The following is a 16,585-nucleotide window of genomic DNA, read 5'->3' as shown; positions in this document are numbered from 1 at the left end:
GGGTAAAGCCCATGGTTTACCCCTATTGCCATCATGCTAGCTTGCCGCTGAAGTTTTATAAATGCACAATAACCGTAATTCATTCCGGATTTATCGAACTATTGTCAGACATGTTTATTCGCAGCTGAGCAGCATTCGATAGACAGTCACCACAGGAAGGCATAAGTGCAGGTTCATGACGTCGATTTAAAGCTGCTGAGGATATTCGTGGCCATTGTGGAGTGCGGCGGCCTGTCGGCGGCAGAATCCCGGCTCAATATTGGCCGCTCCACCATCAGCGCACACCTGTCGGATTTGGAAGTGCGCCTCGGCATAAAACTGTGTAAGCGTGGCCGCAGCGGCTTTGAACTGACAGAGTCTGGCCGGGTAACCTATCAGGCATCGTTGGAGCTGCTGCAGCACTGCGACGCCTTTGCATCCACCGTGGCCAGTGCCAAGCAGGAACTTGCCGGCCGGGTCAGCATTGCGGTAATTGATACTTTGGTGAGCGACCCGCGTTGTGACATTGCCGGGGTGATTGCGGCGCTCAAAGCCAAAAGCAACCATATCCAGTTTGATATCAACGTGTGTGAAGCGCGGGAGGTGGAAACCTCTGTGGTCAACGGCCGCTCTTTGGTGGGAATTGGCGTAAGCCGTCATCATTTGCGCGGGCTGGATTACCACCCACTGCACAACGAAACCAACTACTTGTATTGCGGTGTCGGTCATCCACTGTTTGACTGCCAACCAGACAAGGTGCCTGCGCTGCTCCAAAACGCCGAGGTTATTACCAGTAACTATATGCGCGACAAAGAGATGCGTAACGACGACCTTAACTATCAAAACACCGCCACCGCCTACCACGATGAAGGCATTGCCCATCTTATCCTGTCGGGCAAATTTATCGGTTACCTGCCGGAGCACTACGCCAGCCACTGGGTCGATAAGGGGCTGTTTAAAGCGATTTTGCCGGAAAAATACTGCTACCAAATTCCTGTGGTGCTTATCACCTCAAAAAGCATCGCTACGACTCCGCTGGCAACGGCGCTGATTGATGAGATAAAGCGCCGCCATTAACCAAGCACGCCAAAGCTTAAACTGCTCGGTTTTTTCAGCTCAGTCATCAAGCTTCAGTCATCAAGCTATAGCCGCGCCATCAGCGCTTGAACTTGGTTTCCAGAATCACCGACGAAGTGGTGCGCTCTACCCCATCAAGGTTGCCAATATCATCCAGCAGGTGACTGAGCTGCTCCGTGGTTTGCGCCTGCACCACGGCAATCAGGTCGTACTCGCCGCTGATGGCGTACAACTCGCTGATCATGTGCATCTTCTTTAATTCCACATTGGTTTTGGTGGTGAATTTCTGCTTCACCTTAATTGCCACATGGGCCGATACCAGGTGGCTGGTGTAGGACTCGCCAAGCTCCACCCCATAACCTTTTATCACGCCGGTTTGCTCAAGCCGGGCAATGCGGGTCTGTACGGTCGAGCGGGATAAATCCAGTGCGCGGGCCAGATCCGATACGCTAATGCGGGCATTATTTTTAAGCAGTGCCAGTAACCGCTCGTCCTCTTTGCTTATCATTTTGATAAATCATTCCGTTATTTTGTAATTTACACCGAACATATTGTTAATAACGCTGCTGCAAATTGCAACTTCTGCTCAATATAATACAGGGATAACTAAAGAATGGGCCTTGAGCCCGACGATAAAACAATACAAAAACAGAGGCTTTGCATGCATATCAACAGAAGTTTATTCGATGAAGTGATGGTTCCCAACTACGCGCCATCCCCTATCATTCCGGTAAAGGGCCTGGGGTCACGCCTGTGGGATCAGCAAGGCCGCGAGTTTATCGATTTCGCCGGTGGTATTGCTGTGAACTGCCTGGGCCATTGCCACCCTGCACTGGTGTCGGCCCTCACTGAACAGGCACAAAAGCTGTGGCACCTGTCCAACACCATGACCAACGAGCCTGCGCTGATGCTGGCCAAGCAATTGGTGGATAACACCTTCGCCGAGAAGGTGTATTTTGCCAACTCTGGCGCCGAAGCCAACGAAGCGGCCCTCAAACTGGTACGCCGCGTGGCGCTGAACAAGTTTGGCGCTGATAAATCGCAGATCATCGCCTTCAAACAAGGCTTCCATGGCCGTACCCTGTTTACCGTATCCGTGGGCGGTCAGCCAGCCTACTCCGATGGCTTTGGCCCCAAGCCCGCCGATATCGACCATGCCGAATACAATAACCTTGAAAGCGTGAAGGCACTGATTTCCGATCGGACCTGCGCCGTGGTACTTGAGCCGCTGCAGGGTGAAGGCGGCATCATTAATCCAACCCCAGAATTCATCAAGGGCGTGCGCGAGCTGTGTGACCAGCACAATGCGCTGCTGGTATTCGATGAAGTACAAACCGGCGTTGGCCGCACCGGCGAGCTCTACGCCTATATGGGCCTGGGTGTTACCCCGGATGTACTGACCACAGCCAAAGCCCTTGGCGGCGGTTTCCCCATCGGCGCCATGCTGACCACCACTGAACTTGCCAAGCATCTGGTGGTGGGCACCCACGGCAGCACTTATGGCGGCAACCCACTGGCCTGTGCCGTGGGTCTGGCGGCCTTTAACACAGTGAACACCCCGGAAGTGCTGGATGGCGTAAAAGCCCGCGAGCAGCTGTTCCGCGATGGTCTCACTGCCATCAACGACAAGTATCAGGTCTTCACCGAAGTGCGTGGCAAGGGTCTGCTCTTGGGCGCGGCGCTCAATGCCGACTACGCCGGCAAGGCCCGCGACTTTATGCTGGCCGCCGCCGAAGAAGGTGTGCTCTTGCTGATGGCCGGTCAAAACGTGGTGCGTTTCGCCCCTTCTCTTATCATTCCTGAGGCAGATGTTCGGGAAGGCCTGGCGCGTTTCGACGCCGCCATCGCCAAATTGGTTGCCAGGCTTAACGCCGGTTAAGCCCCCAGGCACTTGTGCGAACAGGCGATTGGGCACTGAGCCCTTTCGCCTTCCACACAAACCAAGAGAACCGAATTATGTTACTTATCCGTCCTATACAGGGTTCGGACTTCCAGGCGCTGATGACCATGGCGCGGGAATCCGGAGCAGGTTTTACGTCCCTGCCCCTTTGCGAGCGAAAACTGACCCAGAAAATCGCCCATTCTGAAGCAAGCTTTGGCGCCGATATCGATGCGCCCGGCGAACAGGGCTATCTGTTTGTGCTCGAAGACACAGACACCGGCGAAATCCTTGGTGCTTCAGGTATCGAGGCCTCGGTTGGCCTTGGCAGCCCGCTGTATCATTTCCACAAAAGCACTGTGGTGCATCAGTGCAAAGAGCTGGATATTTTCAATCCGGTGGAAGTGCTGACGCTGGGCAACGATTACACCGGCGTGACCGAAATCTGCACCCTGTTTTTGCGCGAGCCTTACCGGGTGGGCCTCAATGGCCGCTTCCTGTCCAAGGTGCGCTTTATGTTTATGGCCGAGCACCCCAAGCGCTTCGCCAAGCTGGTGATTGCCGAGATGCGCGGCGCCGCCGATGCCGACGGCCAGCCTCCCTTCTGGGGCTGGCTGCGGGAAACCTTCTTCAATATGGAATTTTCCAAGGCCGATTACCTGATTGGCGTGGGCAACAAGGGCTTTATTGCGGACCTGATGCCCCGCTACCCCATCTATGTGGATCTGTTGCCAAAAGCCGCCCGGGATACCATAGGCCAGGTGCACGAAAACACAGTTCCTGCCCTTAAGCTGTTGGAAAATGAAGGCTTTATGCATCGTGGCTATGTAGACCTGTTCGATGCAGGCCCCACGGTGGAAGCCCAGCTTAAGCAAATCAAGTCGGTGCGCCAGAGTCACAGGGTCAAGGTGGTGATAAGCCACAATCCGGCCGAGTTAAAAGGTGAATTCCACCTCGCGGTGTGCAACTGCGACAGTAAGGAATTTCGCGCCACCGTCAGCGATGAATGTCGCCTCGATACCGAAACCCACAGCATTGTGATGAGCCCGGCCATGGCCGATGTGCTCAATGTCGCCGAGGGCGATTTGGTGCGCTACTTAAATCTCGACAAGGGGGCTAAATGAGCTCTTTAATCAATAACCCATCAAGCTGCCAATCAATTAATGGGCAGTTCATTGAAGGAAAGTGGCAGCCCGGCCACGGTAAGGGCTTCGAGTCCATCAATCCGGCCAATGGCGAGGTTATCTGGTGTGGCAATGGCGCAAGTGCCGAGCAGGTTGATGCCGCCGTTAAAGCCGCCCGTCAGGCATTTTATAATTGGTCAGCCGTGCCACTGGCCGAGCGTTTGGCCATAGTTGAAGCCTTTGGCGCGCAGCTCGTTGAAAACACCGAAGCTATGGCGCGCCTCATTGCCGAAGAAACCGGCAAGGCCCTGTGGGAGAGCCGCACCGAAGTGGCGGCCATGACAGGCAAAATTGCCATTTCCATTAAGGCCCACAGCGAGCGCACCGGTACAGTGGAAAACCCCATGCCGGGTGCCCGCGCCTTTATCCGCCATAAGCCACACGGCGTAGTGGCGGTATTTGGCCCCTATAACTTCCCGGGGCACCTGCCCAACGGCCATATAGTACCGGCGTTGATTGCCGGGAACACTGTGCTGTTCAAGCCGTCGGAGCTGACGCCCAAAGTGGCCCAATTTACGGTAGCGCTGTGGCAAAAAGCAGGCTTACCCGCAGGAGTGATTAACCTGCTGCAGGGCGAAGTGGAAACCGGTAAGGCGCTGGCGGGCCACCCCGGCATCGACGGCCTCTTCTTTACCGGCAGCTCAAACACCGGCCATTTGCTGCATCAGCAATACGCCGGTCAGCCGGGTAAAATTCTGGCGCTGGAAATGGGCGGCAATAACCCGCTTATCGTCAAAGACGTGGCCGATGTGAATGCTGCAGTACATGACATCATCCAATCGGCCTTTATCTCCAGTGGTCAGCGCTGCACCTGCGCCAGACGTCTTTTCATCAAGAAAGACGCCAACGGCGACGCCATCCTGGACAAGCTGATTGAGGCCAGTCGCCAAATTCGCGTGGATGAACCCTTTGCCGACAACCAACCCTTTTATGGCGCCATGATCAGCGCCAAAGCCGCTGCGGCCATGGTGAAGGCACAAACCGAAATCCAGTCTCTGGGCGGCATTTCGCTGCTTGAGCTCAAGCAACCTGACCTGAGCCTTGGTTTCGTCACGCCAGGTATTATTGATGTCACCCACGCCAAAGCCCTGCCGGATGAGGAACACTTTGGTCCGCTGCTCAAGGTCTACCGTTACGATGACTTTGATGCTGCCATTGACGAAGCCAACAACACTGCCTTTGGCCTGTCGGCCGGGCTGCTGGCCGACAACGAAGCGGATTATGAGCATTTCTACCACCGTATCCGCGCCGGCATAGTGAACTGGAATAAACCCATCACAGGTGCCTCCAGTGCCGCGCCCTTTGGCGGCATTGGCGCCAGCGGTAACCACAGAGCCAGCGCTTTCTACGCGGCCGATTACTGCGCCTACCCCGTCTCCTCGGTGGAAGCCAGCAGTGTCAGCCTGCCAGCCAGCCTGAGCCCGGGCCTCAGTATTTAACACACCCTACTTTGTATCAGGATTAGTAATATGCACACCCAGATTAATGAACTCTTCTCCAACCTTTGGCAGGACTATGTGTCGGTAACGCCTTCTGCACAGAAAATTCATGCCCTGCTTGGCTCGACCCAGCAGGATGATGTGCAAAACGACCACATCGCGCTGCGTACCTTCAATATCGAGAAGATTAACCTGGAAAAACTCGCTGCTCACTTTCTGGCCCTGGGCTATGTGGAGTGCGGCGAGTATCACTTCGAAACCAAAAAGCTTTATGCCAAACACTTCGAGCATCCCGACGCCACTCAGCCCAAGGTGTTTATCTCTGAGCTGCTGTTGGAAAAATGCTCTCCTGAGCTGCAGGCCACAGTGCACAAGCTGGTTGAGCAAATCGATGTGGCCGCCGTGACTGCCGATAACTTCCTGTATTCAGGTCGTCACTGGAGCATCGACCAGGCCACCTACGAAACCCTGCTCAAAGAAAGCGAATACGCCGCCTGGGTTTCTGTGTGGGGTTTCCGTGCCAACCATTTTACCGTATCGGTCAATGCGCTGAAAAACTACGAAACCCTGGCGTCTGTAAACGATGCCCTCAAGGCCGCCGGTTTTGCGCTGAACACATCCGGTGGTGAGATTAAAGGCAGCGAAGAGGTGAAGCTCAAGCAATCTTCAACGCTGGCTGACGAAGCCGTGGTGGAATTCACCGATGGCAAGCGCATGGTGCCAAGCTGTTTTTATGAGTTTGCCCGCCGCTTCCCCCTGGAAGATGGCCGCCTGTATCCAGGCTTTGTGGCGGCCTCCGCTGACAAGATTTTTGAGAGCACCAACGCCCGTTAAGTAAGACGCTTAATGACAAAAGCCCGGCCAATTGGCCGGGCTTTTTACTGTTCAGGCTGTCGATGGTGCGTTCAAAAGGGATAAAAAAACCGTGGCAAGCCACGGTTTTTTGGTTTACTGAGAGACTGTTACCAGCCTTTGACTCCGGACATGTCGGGCAGGTGGTGCGCAATCCCTTTGTGACAGTCGATACAGGTCTTTTCACCGCTCGCCAGTGAGGTGGAGTGCATTTGCGCTGCCCTCGGCGACTGGCGGGTAAAGTCCATGTAGTCGAAGTTGTGGCAGTTACGGCACTCCAGCGAATCGTTCGCCTTCAAACGTGCCCACTCGTGCTCTGCCAGCTCACGGCGCTTGGCCTCGAACTTCTCACGGGTGTTGATGGTCCCAAACACCTTACCCCACACCTCTTTCGAAGCCTGCATCTTACGGGCAATCTTATCGGTCCAGTTGTGGGGCACGTGGCAATCCGGACAGGTTGCACGCACACCGCTTCGGTTGGTGAAGTGGATGGTCGTCTTGAGCTCTTCATAGACGTTGTTTTCCATCTCGTGACAACCGATACAGAAGGCTTCCTGGTTGGTGGCTTCCAGGGCGGTGTTAAAGCCACCCCAGAAGATAATACCGGCCACAAAGCCCCCGAGGGTCAGGAAACCAAGGCTGTAATGCACACTGGGCTTCCTGAGGGTTCGCCATACTTTTTTAAGCTTTTCCCACATAGTGACTCCTAGTGTTTAGCCTTGACCTGATCCGCCTTGAGCAGGTGATCAATGTCAATAAACTCGTTGTCAACCAGTGGCTTGGCATCCAGCTGAGGCACATGGCACTGCACGCAGAAGTAACGGCGTGGTGACAGATCCGCCAGGAAGTTATTGTCCCTGTCCATGTAGTGAGTCACGCTGACCATGGGCGCCTGAGACTCACCGGTACGGGTACGGGCGTGGCACGACATACACTTGTTCACTTTCAGATCCAGCTGGTAGCCATCAATCTTGTGGGGAATGACGGGGGGCTGCATCGGATAGTTACGGGCCTGCTTTACGTCTTTGTTCATCACCTGCTGCATGGCTGGCGGTGTCACTTCCACATCCAGCGGCGCCTGACGCAGAGTGGCGATTTTCTCATCCGTGACTGTGCTGGCGTTGGCCAGACAGGCGAAGGCGACCAGAGCAAGCGCAGAGAGTGTTTTCATTGTTTTCATGGTTTGTCTCCTCAAGCCTTCAACACTTTGACAGCACACTTCTTGAAGTCGGTCTGTTTGGACAGGGGATCTGTCGCATCCAGGGTGACCTTGTTGATGAGCTGACTGGCATCGAACCAGGGAACAAACACCAGGCCTTTTGGCGGCTTGTTACGGCCACGGGTCTCAACCCGGGTGAGAATTTCACCGCGACGGGACACGACCTTGACCTCATCACCGCGGCGCAAGCCACGGGCCTTGGCATCGTCGGGGTGCATAAAGCACACCGCATCCGGGAAGGCTCGATAGAGCTCGGGTACACGCTGGGTCATGGAGCCTGAGTGCCAGTGTTCAAGCACACGGCCGGTTGAGAGCCACATGTCGTATTCGGCATCGGGGGACTCTGCAGGCGGCTCGTATGGCAGCGCAAAAATCACCGCTTTGCCATCTGGCTTACCGTAGAACTCAAAGCCCTTGCCTGGTTTGACATAAGGATCTGAGCCTTCGCGGTAGCGCCACAGGGTTTCTTTGCCGTCCACCACAGGCCAGCGCAGACCATGGGCTTCGTGGTACATATCAAAGGGCGCCAAATCGTGTCCGTGACCACGGCCAAACTCGGCATACTCTTCAAACAGGCCCTTCTGCACGTAGAAACCAAAGTACTCGGCTTCATCGTTGGCGTACTTGGCATCGCGATCCGCCAGCGGGAACTTGTCTACGTTTCCGTTTTTGTACAGCACGTCATACAGGGTCTTGCCCTTGTAGGCGGGGTTGGCATCCAGCACCTCTTTTGGCCAGACTTCGTCTGTGGTAAAGCGCTTGGAGAACTCCATCAGTTGCCACAAATCTGAACGTGATTCGCCCGGTGCTTTCACCAACTGATGCCAGAACTGGGTACGACGCTCGGCGTTACCGTAGGCACCCTCTTTCTCCACCCACATGGCAGTAGGCAGAATAAGGTCAGCCGCCTGGGTGGTCACAGTTGGGTAGGCATCCGACACCACGATGAAGTTGGTAGGGTTACGGTAACCGGGCAAGGTCTCTTCCATCATGTTGGGCGCAGCCTGCATGTTGTTGTTTACCTGTACCCAATAGACGTTGATGTCACCATCTTTGAGGCGGCGGTTTTGCTCAACCGCGTGGTAGCCGGGCTTGGGTGGAATAATGCCCGCGGGGATTTTCCAGATGCCCTCGGCAATGGCGCGGTGCTTGGGATTGGCAACCACCATGTCGGCAGGCAGGCGGTGGGCAAAGGTACCCACTTCACGGGCTGTACCACAGGCTGAGGGCTGGCCGGTCAGCGAGAATGGGCTGTTACCGGGAGTAGAGATCTTGCCCGTGAGCAGGTGGATGTTGTAAATCAGGTTGTTACACCACACGCCGCGGGTATGCTGGTTGACACCCATGGTCCAGAAGGAGGTGACCTTGGTGTTGGGATCGGCATACAACTTGGCAAGTTCCACCAGTTTGTCTTCGGCAACGCCGGACATCTGGGCCGTTTTCTCCAGTGTGTACTCAGACACAAAGGCCTTGAAGGCATCGAAATCGATGGGGGTCGAATCCCCTGCCGTGGCAACGTTTTTCGCCTTTTGCTGCAATGGGTGGGTCGGACGCAGACCGTAACCAATGTCAGTCACCCCCTGACGGAAGTTCACATGCTTCTTGATGAAGTCATGGTTCACCATGTCGTTTTGGATGATGTAGTTGGCGATAAAGTTGAGAATTGCCAGATCGGTTTGTGGTGTGAAGACCACAGGCAAGTCGGCAAGTTCAAAGGAGCGGTGCTCAAAGGTAGACAGCACGGCAACTTTAACGTGGGGCGCACTCAGGCGACGGTCGGTCACGCGGCTCCACAGAATGGGGTGCATTTCGGCCATGTTGGAGCCCCACAGCACGAAGGCGTCGGCGGCTTCCATATCGTTGTAACAGCCCATGGGCTCATCCATGCCGAAGGTGCGCATAAAGCCCACTACGGCAGAGGCCATACAGTGACGGGCATTGGGGTCGATGTTGTTGGAGCCGAAACCGGCTTTCATCAGCTTGGAGGCGGCATAGCCTTCCCATACTGTCCACTGGCCCGAACCGAACATACCAATGGCAGTTGGGCCCTTGGCCTTGATGGTGGCTTTCCACTTTTCGGCCATCACATCGAAGGCTTTATCCCAGCTGATGGGCGTGAATTCGCCATGCTTGTCGTATTGGCCATTGGTCATGCGCAGCATCGGCGTTTGCAGGCGGTCTTTACCGTACATGATTTTGGACAGGAAGTAGCCCTTGATGCAGTTGAGGCCACGGTTTACTTCGCTGTTGGCATCGCCGTGGGTTGCCACTACCCGACCGTCACGGGTAGCTACCATCACTGAGCAGCCGGTACCGCAGAAGCGGCAAGGCGCCTTATTCCAGTCCAGCTTGGTTTGCTCTGAGCTGGTGATGAGATTACTTGCCGAAGTCGGCAAGGCCAGCCCGGCCACACCGGCCGCTGCCAGCGCGGCATTGGCCTTCATAAATTCACGTCTGTTCATTTTCATTGCTCATCCTCTTCCAGCACTTCGCTCTGGTGATAAACCATGGTGGCCGACATCACACCCGGGAGGGCGTTAATGGCTTCAATTCCGGCCAGCAATTCTTTCTGGGAGTTGCCCTCCAGCACCACCACCAACTTGACCTCGTTATTCACCGACAACTCGGCACCGGGCATTTGCAGAATTTGCCCGCGGACTTCGGCCATTTTTTCCGGTAGCACCTGAACAATCAGGCTCGAAACGTGGAGTTCATTGCTCATAGGACATTCCAGTAATATTGAAAAATTCTGTTTGGACCCGGGTTCAACCCGCCCCCGGTGGGCCGGTGAATATCTGGCTTAACCAAATGGCGAACCCCAGAGCAGACACCAGGCCTACTGCCAGGAGCGGCGCCAAAAATACGGTCAGAAAGACAAAGATCTTCAGCTCCAGACGCTTTTCATCTTGTTTGGGATCGGAACTCATGTTTCCTCCATCGGCCTCGGGCATTGCCCAATGTTGGCTGCATCGTTAATTCAACTTCAGTCAGTTAGCGCAGCTTCTCTTTCGTTTTTGATCATACGCGTTCAATGTTAACGAGCTGTATACCCCGAAATCGGTAAACAGAATGCCACTTGATCCAGATCATCTATTTCCGTGTATTTTTAGGGGTGTCATGGTTTTCAAGCGCTTAGTTCGATTGTTTTTCATCTGATAAGCAGGATAACGCTATTCAGCCTTTGCTAAACCTAGGTCAAAAAAGCGCCAGATGACCACCGTGAAATGGCTGATTTTTGAAAAATATTTACAAAGAGGTAGACAGATAAAAAAACAGGCCGTGATAAAGATCACAGCCTGTTATTACTATGGGGGAAGTATAGCAACGGACACTGACTTTGACCGCCGACGGCGGTGCAGCCAAAACCTGTGCGTCAATGGCTATTGCTGAATGTGCAGCAGCACCCGTTTTTCTGAAATTGGCACCGAGGTACCCAGCACCTGAGCGAACAAAGACACCCTGAGCTCTTCAATCAGCCAGCGTGCCTCCAACAGATGTTCAGGTACGGGTTGGCTTTTAGGCACCTTGGCAAGCTGAGCCTCCAGCGCCTGCTCCACCTTGTGGATTGAAAGCAGCTGCAGTTTGTCACGCACCGGATCGACCGGCAGCTTCTCCAATCGATGCTCGATGGCCTTTAAAAAGCGGATAATGTCGCTCAGCCTGACATGACCACAGTCGGCAACAAAACCCTTGTATACCAATCGGTCGAGCTGGGTTTGGATGTCGCTCATGGCAAAGGCAATATCGAGGCTTATCTTGCCCTTGAGGCGCTTTTTGATTTGATTGTGCAGGGTGAGAATTTGCTCCACCTTGAGGGAGATTTGCTCTGCCACACTGTTTAAGTCGGCGCGCACCGCATCCCTTGCACTGTCAAACCCGGCCCTGGTGCGTACTTCAAGCTGCTGCTCATCGAGAATTTGCGCCACCGCGGCATCTATAATGTCGTCAATCAACAGTTGCACCTGCCCAAAGGGGTTAAAGTACATGGCCAGTTTGGCCTTGTTGGGCAGTGCCTGCTGGAGATGCTTAACCGGCGAAGGGATATTGATAAGCAACAAACGACGCACGCCCCGGGCATGGGCCTTTTTCGCCTGGTGCTCATCATCAAACAGTTTAACGGCCACTGAGTCTTTTTCATCCACCAGCGCGGGGAAGGCTTTGACTTCATAATTGCCCTTTTTGCGCTGAAACTGCGCGGGTAAATCTTCGATGCTCCACTCTGTCAGCCCGGCTTGCTCAATGCCTGACTTGGCCACCTGACGGATGGCCTTGGCCACAACGCCCTGCAAACTCGCCTTGAGGGCATCGAGATCCCGCCCCTCACCCACCAACTTGCCGTGGTCATCTTCAATTTTAAAGTGCATCAACAGGTGTTTGGGCAGCTCGGTCAACACGAAGTCTTCAGCGCTTACACGGGTGCCGGTCATACGCAGCAACTGTTTGGCAAGGGATTCCAGGAGCGGCAAATCCAGTGACATAGTCTGGACTGCCGCACGGGCGTAATCCGGCGCCGGCACAAAGTTACGCCTCAGTGACTTGGGCAGTGACTTAATCAGTGCGATGCATTTTTCTTCCCGAAGGCCGGGTACCAAAAAATCAAAACCGCTGTCTTCGACCTGATTGAGCAGCGCCACCGGAATGTGGACACTGACACCATCATCCTCTGCGCCCGGTTCAAAATGGTAACTCAGGGCAAAGCTTAAGTTGCCCTGATGCCACACATCGGGAAAGTCCAGTTTGGAGACGTGCCCTGTTTGACGGGCATAGAGCATCTCTTCATCGAAGTTCAAAAGCTCTGGTTGCTTACGTCTGGCTTCTTTCCACCAGCTGAATAGCTTGGGCGCGTTGTAAATGCCTTCCGGCAGTCGCTCATTGTAAAAGTCGAACAGCACCTGTTCGTCCACCAGAATATCGCGGCGACGGGACTTATGTTCGAGCGACTCCACTTCTTCCAGAAGCTTCTGGTTATGGAGGAAAAAGGCTTCGCGGGTTTTCAGCTGGCCTTCTGCCAGGGCGCTGCGGATGAAGATTTCCCGCGCTTCGATGGCATTGATGGGACCGTACTGCACCTTACGGCGATTCACCACGGTGAGGCCGTAGAGCACCTGGTTCTCAAACGCCACCACGGCGCCCTGATTGGCCTCGAAATGTGGCTCGTTGTGCTGCTTCTTGATGAGGTGCGATGCAAGTTCTTCCAGCCACTCGGGCTCGATTTTGGCACAGCCACGGGCAAAGAGCCGGCTGGTTTCGGTAAGCTCCGCCGCCACAATCCATTTGGGGCCCTTTTTTGCCAGGGGCGAGCCCGGGAACACGTAAAAACGGCGATTGCGGGCGCCCAGATACTCGTTATTATTGTCTTTAAAGCCAATATGGCTCAAAAGACCCGACAAGAGGGCCCGGTGCAGGCTATCGTAATCCGCCGGTACGCTGTTTAATTTGAGTTTGAGTTCATGGACGCTCTGGCGCACCTGGGTGTAGAGATCTTGCCATTCCCGCACCCTCAGATACGCGAGGTATTCCTGCTTGCACAATTTACGGAACTGACTGGCGGAGAGCGCCTTTTGCTGCTCCTTGATGTAGTTCCACAAATTCAGCAAAGAAACAAAGTCAGAGTCTTTGTCCGCAAAGCGGCTATGGGCCTCATCGGCGGCCTGCTTTTTCTCCAGTGGGCGCTCCCGTGGGTCCTGAATGGACAGCGCCGAGGTAACCACAAGGGCTTCGTGCAGGGCGCCCCGGTCAGCCGCCTCAATCACCATGCGGGCAAGACGGGGGTCCAGGGGCACATGGGCAAGCTTGCGCCCAAGGGGCGTCATCTGCGGCAAGCCCTTCTTGAGCTTGATGGCCTGCAACTCTTCCAGCAGCAAAAAGCCGTCTTTGATATGGCGCTCATCGGGGGGCTGAATAAAGGGGAAGCCCTTGATGTCACCCAGGCCGATAGCAAGCATCTGCAGGATAACGGACGCCAGATTGGTGCGCAGAATTTCCGGATCGGTAAATTCCGGCCGTGACAGAAAATCTGTCTCTTCATACAGACGGATACAGATACCCGGCCCTACCCGGCCACAGCGGCCCTGACGCTGGTTGGCACTGGCCTGACTGATGGGTTCAATGGGCAGGCGCTGCACCTTGGTGCGATAGCTGTAACGGCTGATGCGGGCCGTACCCGGGTCAATCACATAACGAATACCGGGCACGGTAAGCGAGGTTTCGGCCACGTTGGTGGCCAGCACGATTCGCCTGCCGGTGTGGGACTTGAACACCTTGGATTGCTCGCCATAGGACAGACGCGCGTATAGCGGCAACACCTCAGTGTCGCGGTACTGCCGGCGGGAGAGCTGCTCGGCGGTGTCACGGATTTCCCGCTCACCGTTCATAAAAATCAGGATATCGCCCGGGCCTTCAGCCATCAGCTCATCGACGGCCTCGAAAATCCCGTCCATCAAATCCAGATCCGGCTCATCATCCTTCACCAATGGCCGGTAACGGGTTTCCACCGGGTAGGTGCGCCCCGAGACTTCAATCACAGGAGCATTGTCAAAATGGCTTGAAAACCTGTCCACATCGATGGTGGCAGAGGTGATGATAACCTTGAGATCCGGGCGCCTCGGCAGCAGCTGCTTTAAGTAACCCAGGATAAAGTCGATGTTGAGACTGCGCTCGTGGGCCTCGTCGATGATAAGGGTATCGTATTGATTCAGATATTTATCTGACGACAGCTCCGCCAGCAGGATACCGTCGGTCATCAGCTTGATATAGCTGTTTTCATTGATGGCATCGGCAAAGCGCACCTTAAAGCCCACCGCTTCTCCCAACGGGCTTTGCAGCTCTTCCGCAACCCGGGTCGCCACACTGCGGGCGGCCAGACGACGGGGCTGGGTATGGCCAATCAGACCACGGCTGCCGCGGCCAAGCTCGAGGCAGATTTTCGGCAGCTGAGTTGTTTTACCCGAGCCGGTTTCACCGGCAACGATCACCACCTGATAGTTGGCGATGGCATCGGCGATGTCATCGCGCTTTTGCGAGACCGGCAGATTATCGGGATAGTGAATGCGTGGACGCGCGCTTAGCCTGGCGTCCACCTTGGCTTTGGCCGCCTCGGCACGCTCGGCCAGGCGTTCGAATGCGGCGGCCTTGGCGGCTTCGTCTTCGAGACGTTCTATGTCTCTGAGTTCACGGCGAATACGGGCCACATCCGATTGATAACATTGTTGTAAATATGCACGGGAGAGAGAGTGTCTTGCAGCGCTCAAAACCGGTTTCCATTGCCTGAAACAAAGACCAGGGATCCTAACAAGAAGCGCGGCATTTGGGTATGAAAAAAGCCCTGGCAGGCAGGGCTTTTTGCGCGGATGACATCCAACTGTCAGGCCGGTGCCAGGTAGCACTGCTGCATATAGACGTTCATGGCAGCCAGCACGTGGGTCCGGTTGATAATACCAATCACCTTGCCGTTATCCACCACGGGATAGATTTTGGGTTTGGCACCTGTCATTTGCTCGGCCAGTCGCAGCACACTGTCATCGGGCGATACCTGCAGCACATCGGTGCGCATTACATCCGCCACGATTGCCGTTAAATCACAGTGATAGCTGCTTTTGAGCATAGTGGCCAAACAATCCTGCTGCGATAAAAAACCCACCAGATGCTTGTCACTGTCGACCACGGGTGCGCCATTTTTTTTGTTTTCCAACAACAGCTCAACGGCCGTGGCAAGCGTCATCTCAGGTTTGAGCAATACGGCTTGCCTGTCCATATGCTCCCTGACTTTAATTGAATCCATTGCATTCCCCTGTCAGTTGTTACACTCCCAAGTGTAGGAAAAAACTGCGGTGATTGCCTGCCGATGGTTTCGATTGCATCAATCTGTTATTTATCACGCCAAATCATGATTAATGGCGCGTCTTTATTGACCCTGCTGGCACGGTACATACCTTCAGTATTGAAAGGAGTGGCCACATTACCCTGGGCATCGATGGCGATAATGCCGCCACTGCCACCGGCCTCCACCAGACGCTGGTTAATCACCTCATCAGATGCCTGGATGACATTCTTTTGCTGATACTTCATCCGCGCACAAATGTCGGCGGCCACATGGTAGCGAATGAAGTATTCGCCATGCCCGGTGGCAGACACTGCGCACACGCCATTCTCGGCATAGGTACCAGCCCCAATAACCGGCGAGTCACCAATACGGCCAAACCGCTTCGCGGTCATGCCGCCTGTCGAGGTCCCTGCTGCCAGGTTGCCGTTTTTATCCAGGGCGACGGCGCCGACGGTGCCAAATTTGTAATCCAGATCGAGACTCGTGGCAGAGGCATGAAAATCTTTGGCGGCGCTTTCGGCGGCATTGATTTTGGCTTTGGCGTCCAGGAGCTGCTGGTAGCGGCTGTCGGTATCGAAGGTGTTGGCCGGCACCAATGGCATTCCCTGGGTCAGGGCAAATTCTTCGGCGCCGACACCGGACAGCATTACGTGATCAGATTTATTCATCACCATTAATGCCAAATCGATAGGATTTTTAATGTGCTTAACACCGGCCACGGCACCGGCATTCATGGTGTTGCCATCCATGATGGAGGCATCCAGTTCATGGGTGCCGTCGAAGGTGTACACGGCGCCCATGCCCGCATTAAACAGGGGGCTGTCTTCAAGAATATTGATGGCTGCCTTGACCGCGTCCAGACTGTCGCCCCCCTTGGCCAGAATTTTGTGACCGGCGTTTACGGCTTCTTCCAGTTTGTCGCGATACGCCTGCTCCTGCTCATCGGTCAGCTTGGCCTTGGAAATGGTACCGGCTCCGCCATGAATGGCGATGCCAAAGGGATTCTCTTGTGCTGACGCCGGGGACATGGCTACTCCAAGACTAAAAAGGGCTGTGAATATCGCGGGATACTTGTTCATCTTATTCTGCTTTAGTGTGACAACTGTGTGTTCTTTTTAACGATTTCGCGCGCCA

Annotated in this window: 14 protein-coding genes; 5 read left to right on the top strand and 9 right to left on the bottom strand. The window is 54.8% G+C overall.

Going from position 1 to position 16,585, the window contains the following annotated elements; genetic code table 11:
* Positions 1–165: 165 nt before the first annotated feature.
* Positions 166–1,056 (top strand): LysR family transcriptional regulator, encoded by an 891-nt coding sequence (locus tag K0H63_RS08750; protein WP_220067601.1) that lies wholly within the window; start codon positions 166–168, stop codon positions 1,054–1,056.
* Positions 1,057–1,135: 79 nt separating this feature from the next.
* Here the strand turns inward: K0H63_RS08750 and K0H63_RS08745 are convergent, their stop codons facing one another.
* On the bottom strand, positions 1,136–1,564 hold the full coding sequence (locus K0H63_RS08745; RefSeq protein WP_220067600.1) for an Lrp/AsnC family transcriptional regulator: 429 nt from the start codon (positions 1,562–1,564) through the stop codon (positions 1,136–1,138).
* Positions 1,565–1,717: 153 nt separating this feature from the next.
* Between K0H63_RS08745 and K0H63_RS08740 the strand changes: the two genes are divergently transcribed.
* From K0H63_RS08740 to K0H63_RS08725, 4 genes are all read left to right on the top strand, one after another.
* Positions 1,718–2,935, top strand: coding sequence for an aspartate aminotransferase family protein (locus K0H63_RS08740; protein WP_220067599.1), 1,218 nt, complete (start codon positions 1,718–1,720; stop codon positions 2,933–2,935).
* Positions 2,936–3,012: 77 nt separating this feature from the next.
* Positions 3,013–4,059 carry an arginine N-succinyltransferase gene (astA, locus tag K0H63_RS08735; protein WP_220067598.1) on the top strand — a complete coding sequence of 349 codons (1,047 nt, stop codon included), beginning with the start codon at positions 3,013–3,015 and terminating at the stop codon, positions 4,057–4,059.
* Complete coding sequence (gene astD, locus K0H63_RS08730; RefSeq protein ID WP_258405685.1) at positions 4,056–5,558, top strand: succinylglutamate-semialdehyde dehydrogenase; 1,503 nt, start codon at positions 4,056–4,058, stop codon at positions 5,556–5,558. The genes astA and astD overlap by 4 nt, the downstream gene beginning before the upstream one ends.
* Positions 5,559–5,588: 30 nt before the next feature.
* Entirely contained in the window at positions 5,589–6,392 is an 804-nt protein-coding gene (locus K0H63_RS08725) for a DUF1338 domain-containing protein (RefSeq protein WP_220067597.1), read from the top strand.
* Positions 6,393–6,520: 128 nt separating this feature from the next.
* On the opposite strand, the gene K0H63_RS08720 is transcribed toward K0H63_RS08725, so the two are convergent.
* The 8 genes from K0H63_RS08720 to K0H63_RS08685 all read right to left on the bottom strand — a co-directional run bounded on the left by K0H63_RS08720 (position 6,521) and on the right by K0H63_RS08685 (position 16,479).
* Positions 6,521–7,108 carry a cytochrome c3 family protein gene (locus K0H63_RS08720; protein ID WP_220067596.1) on the bottom strand — a complete coding sequence of 196 codons (588 nt, stop codon included), beginning with the start codon at positions 7,106–7,108 and terminating at the stop codon, positions 6,521–6,523.
* Positions 7,109–7,116: 8 nt separating this feature from the next.
* A complete protein-coding gene (locus K0H63_RS08715; protein WP_220067595.1) occupies positions 7,117–7,590 on the bottom strand; it encodes a nitrate reductase cytochrome c-type subunit in 474 nt (157 codons plus the stop codon).
* Positions 7,591–7,601: 11 nt separating this feature from the next.
* A complete protein-coding gene (gene napA / locus K0H63_RS08710; protein WP_220067859.1) occupies positions 7,602–10,091 on the bottom strand; it encodes a nitrate reductase catalytic subunit NapA in 2,490 nt (829 codons plus the stop codon).
* A gap of 2 nt (positions 10,092–10,093) precedes the next feature.
* Positions 10,094–10,351, bottom strand: a complete 258-nt coding sequence (locus tag K0H63_RS08705; RefSeq protein ID WP_220067594.1) for a chaperone NapD — start codon at positions 10,349–10,351, stop codon at positions 10,094–10,096.
* A 43-nt stretch (positions 10,352–10,394) separates the two neighbouring features.
* Positions 10,395–10,556, bottom strand: a complete 162-nt coding sequence (locus K0H63_RS08700) for a periplasmic nitrate reductase, NapE protein (protein ID WP_220067593.1) — start codon at positions 10,554–10,556, stop codon at positions 10,395–10,397.
* Between the two features lie 453 nt (positions 10,557–11,009).
* Positions 11,010–14,879, bottom strand: a complete 3,870-nt coding sequence (hrpA, locus tag K0H63_RS08695) for an ATP-dependent RNA helicase HrpA (protein ID WP_220067592.1) — start codon at positions 14,877–14,879, stop codon at positions 11,010–11,012.
* 113 nt (positions 14,880–14,992) lie between these two features.
* Positions 14,993–15,409 (bottom strand): CBS domain-containing protein, encoded by a 417-nt coding sequence (locus K0H63_RS08690; protein ID WP_220067591.1) that lies wholly within the window; start codon positions 15,407–15,409, stop codon positions 14,993–14,995.
* Between the two features lie 86 nt (positions 15,410–15,495).
* Positions 15,496–16,479: an isoaspartyl peptidase/L-asparaginase family protein gene (locus tag K0H63_RS08685; protein WP_258405684.1), complete on the bottom strand. Its 984-nt coding sequence runs from the start codon at positions 16,477–16,479 to the stop codon at positions 15,496–15,498.
* Between the last annotated feature and the right edge of the window lie 106 nt (positions 16,480–16,585).

The sequence above is a fragment of the Shewanella zhangzhouensis genome, from assembly GCF_019457615.1.
Classification (GTDB): Bacteria; Pseudomonadota; Gammaproteobacteria; order Enterobacterales; family Shewanellaceae; genus Shewanella; species Shewanella zhangzhouensis.
This window is presented reverse-complemented; position numbering and strand designations above follow the sequence as displayed.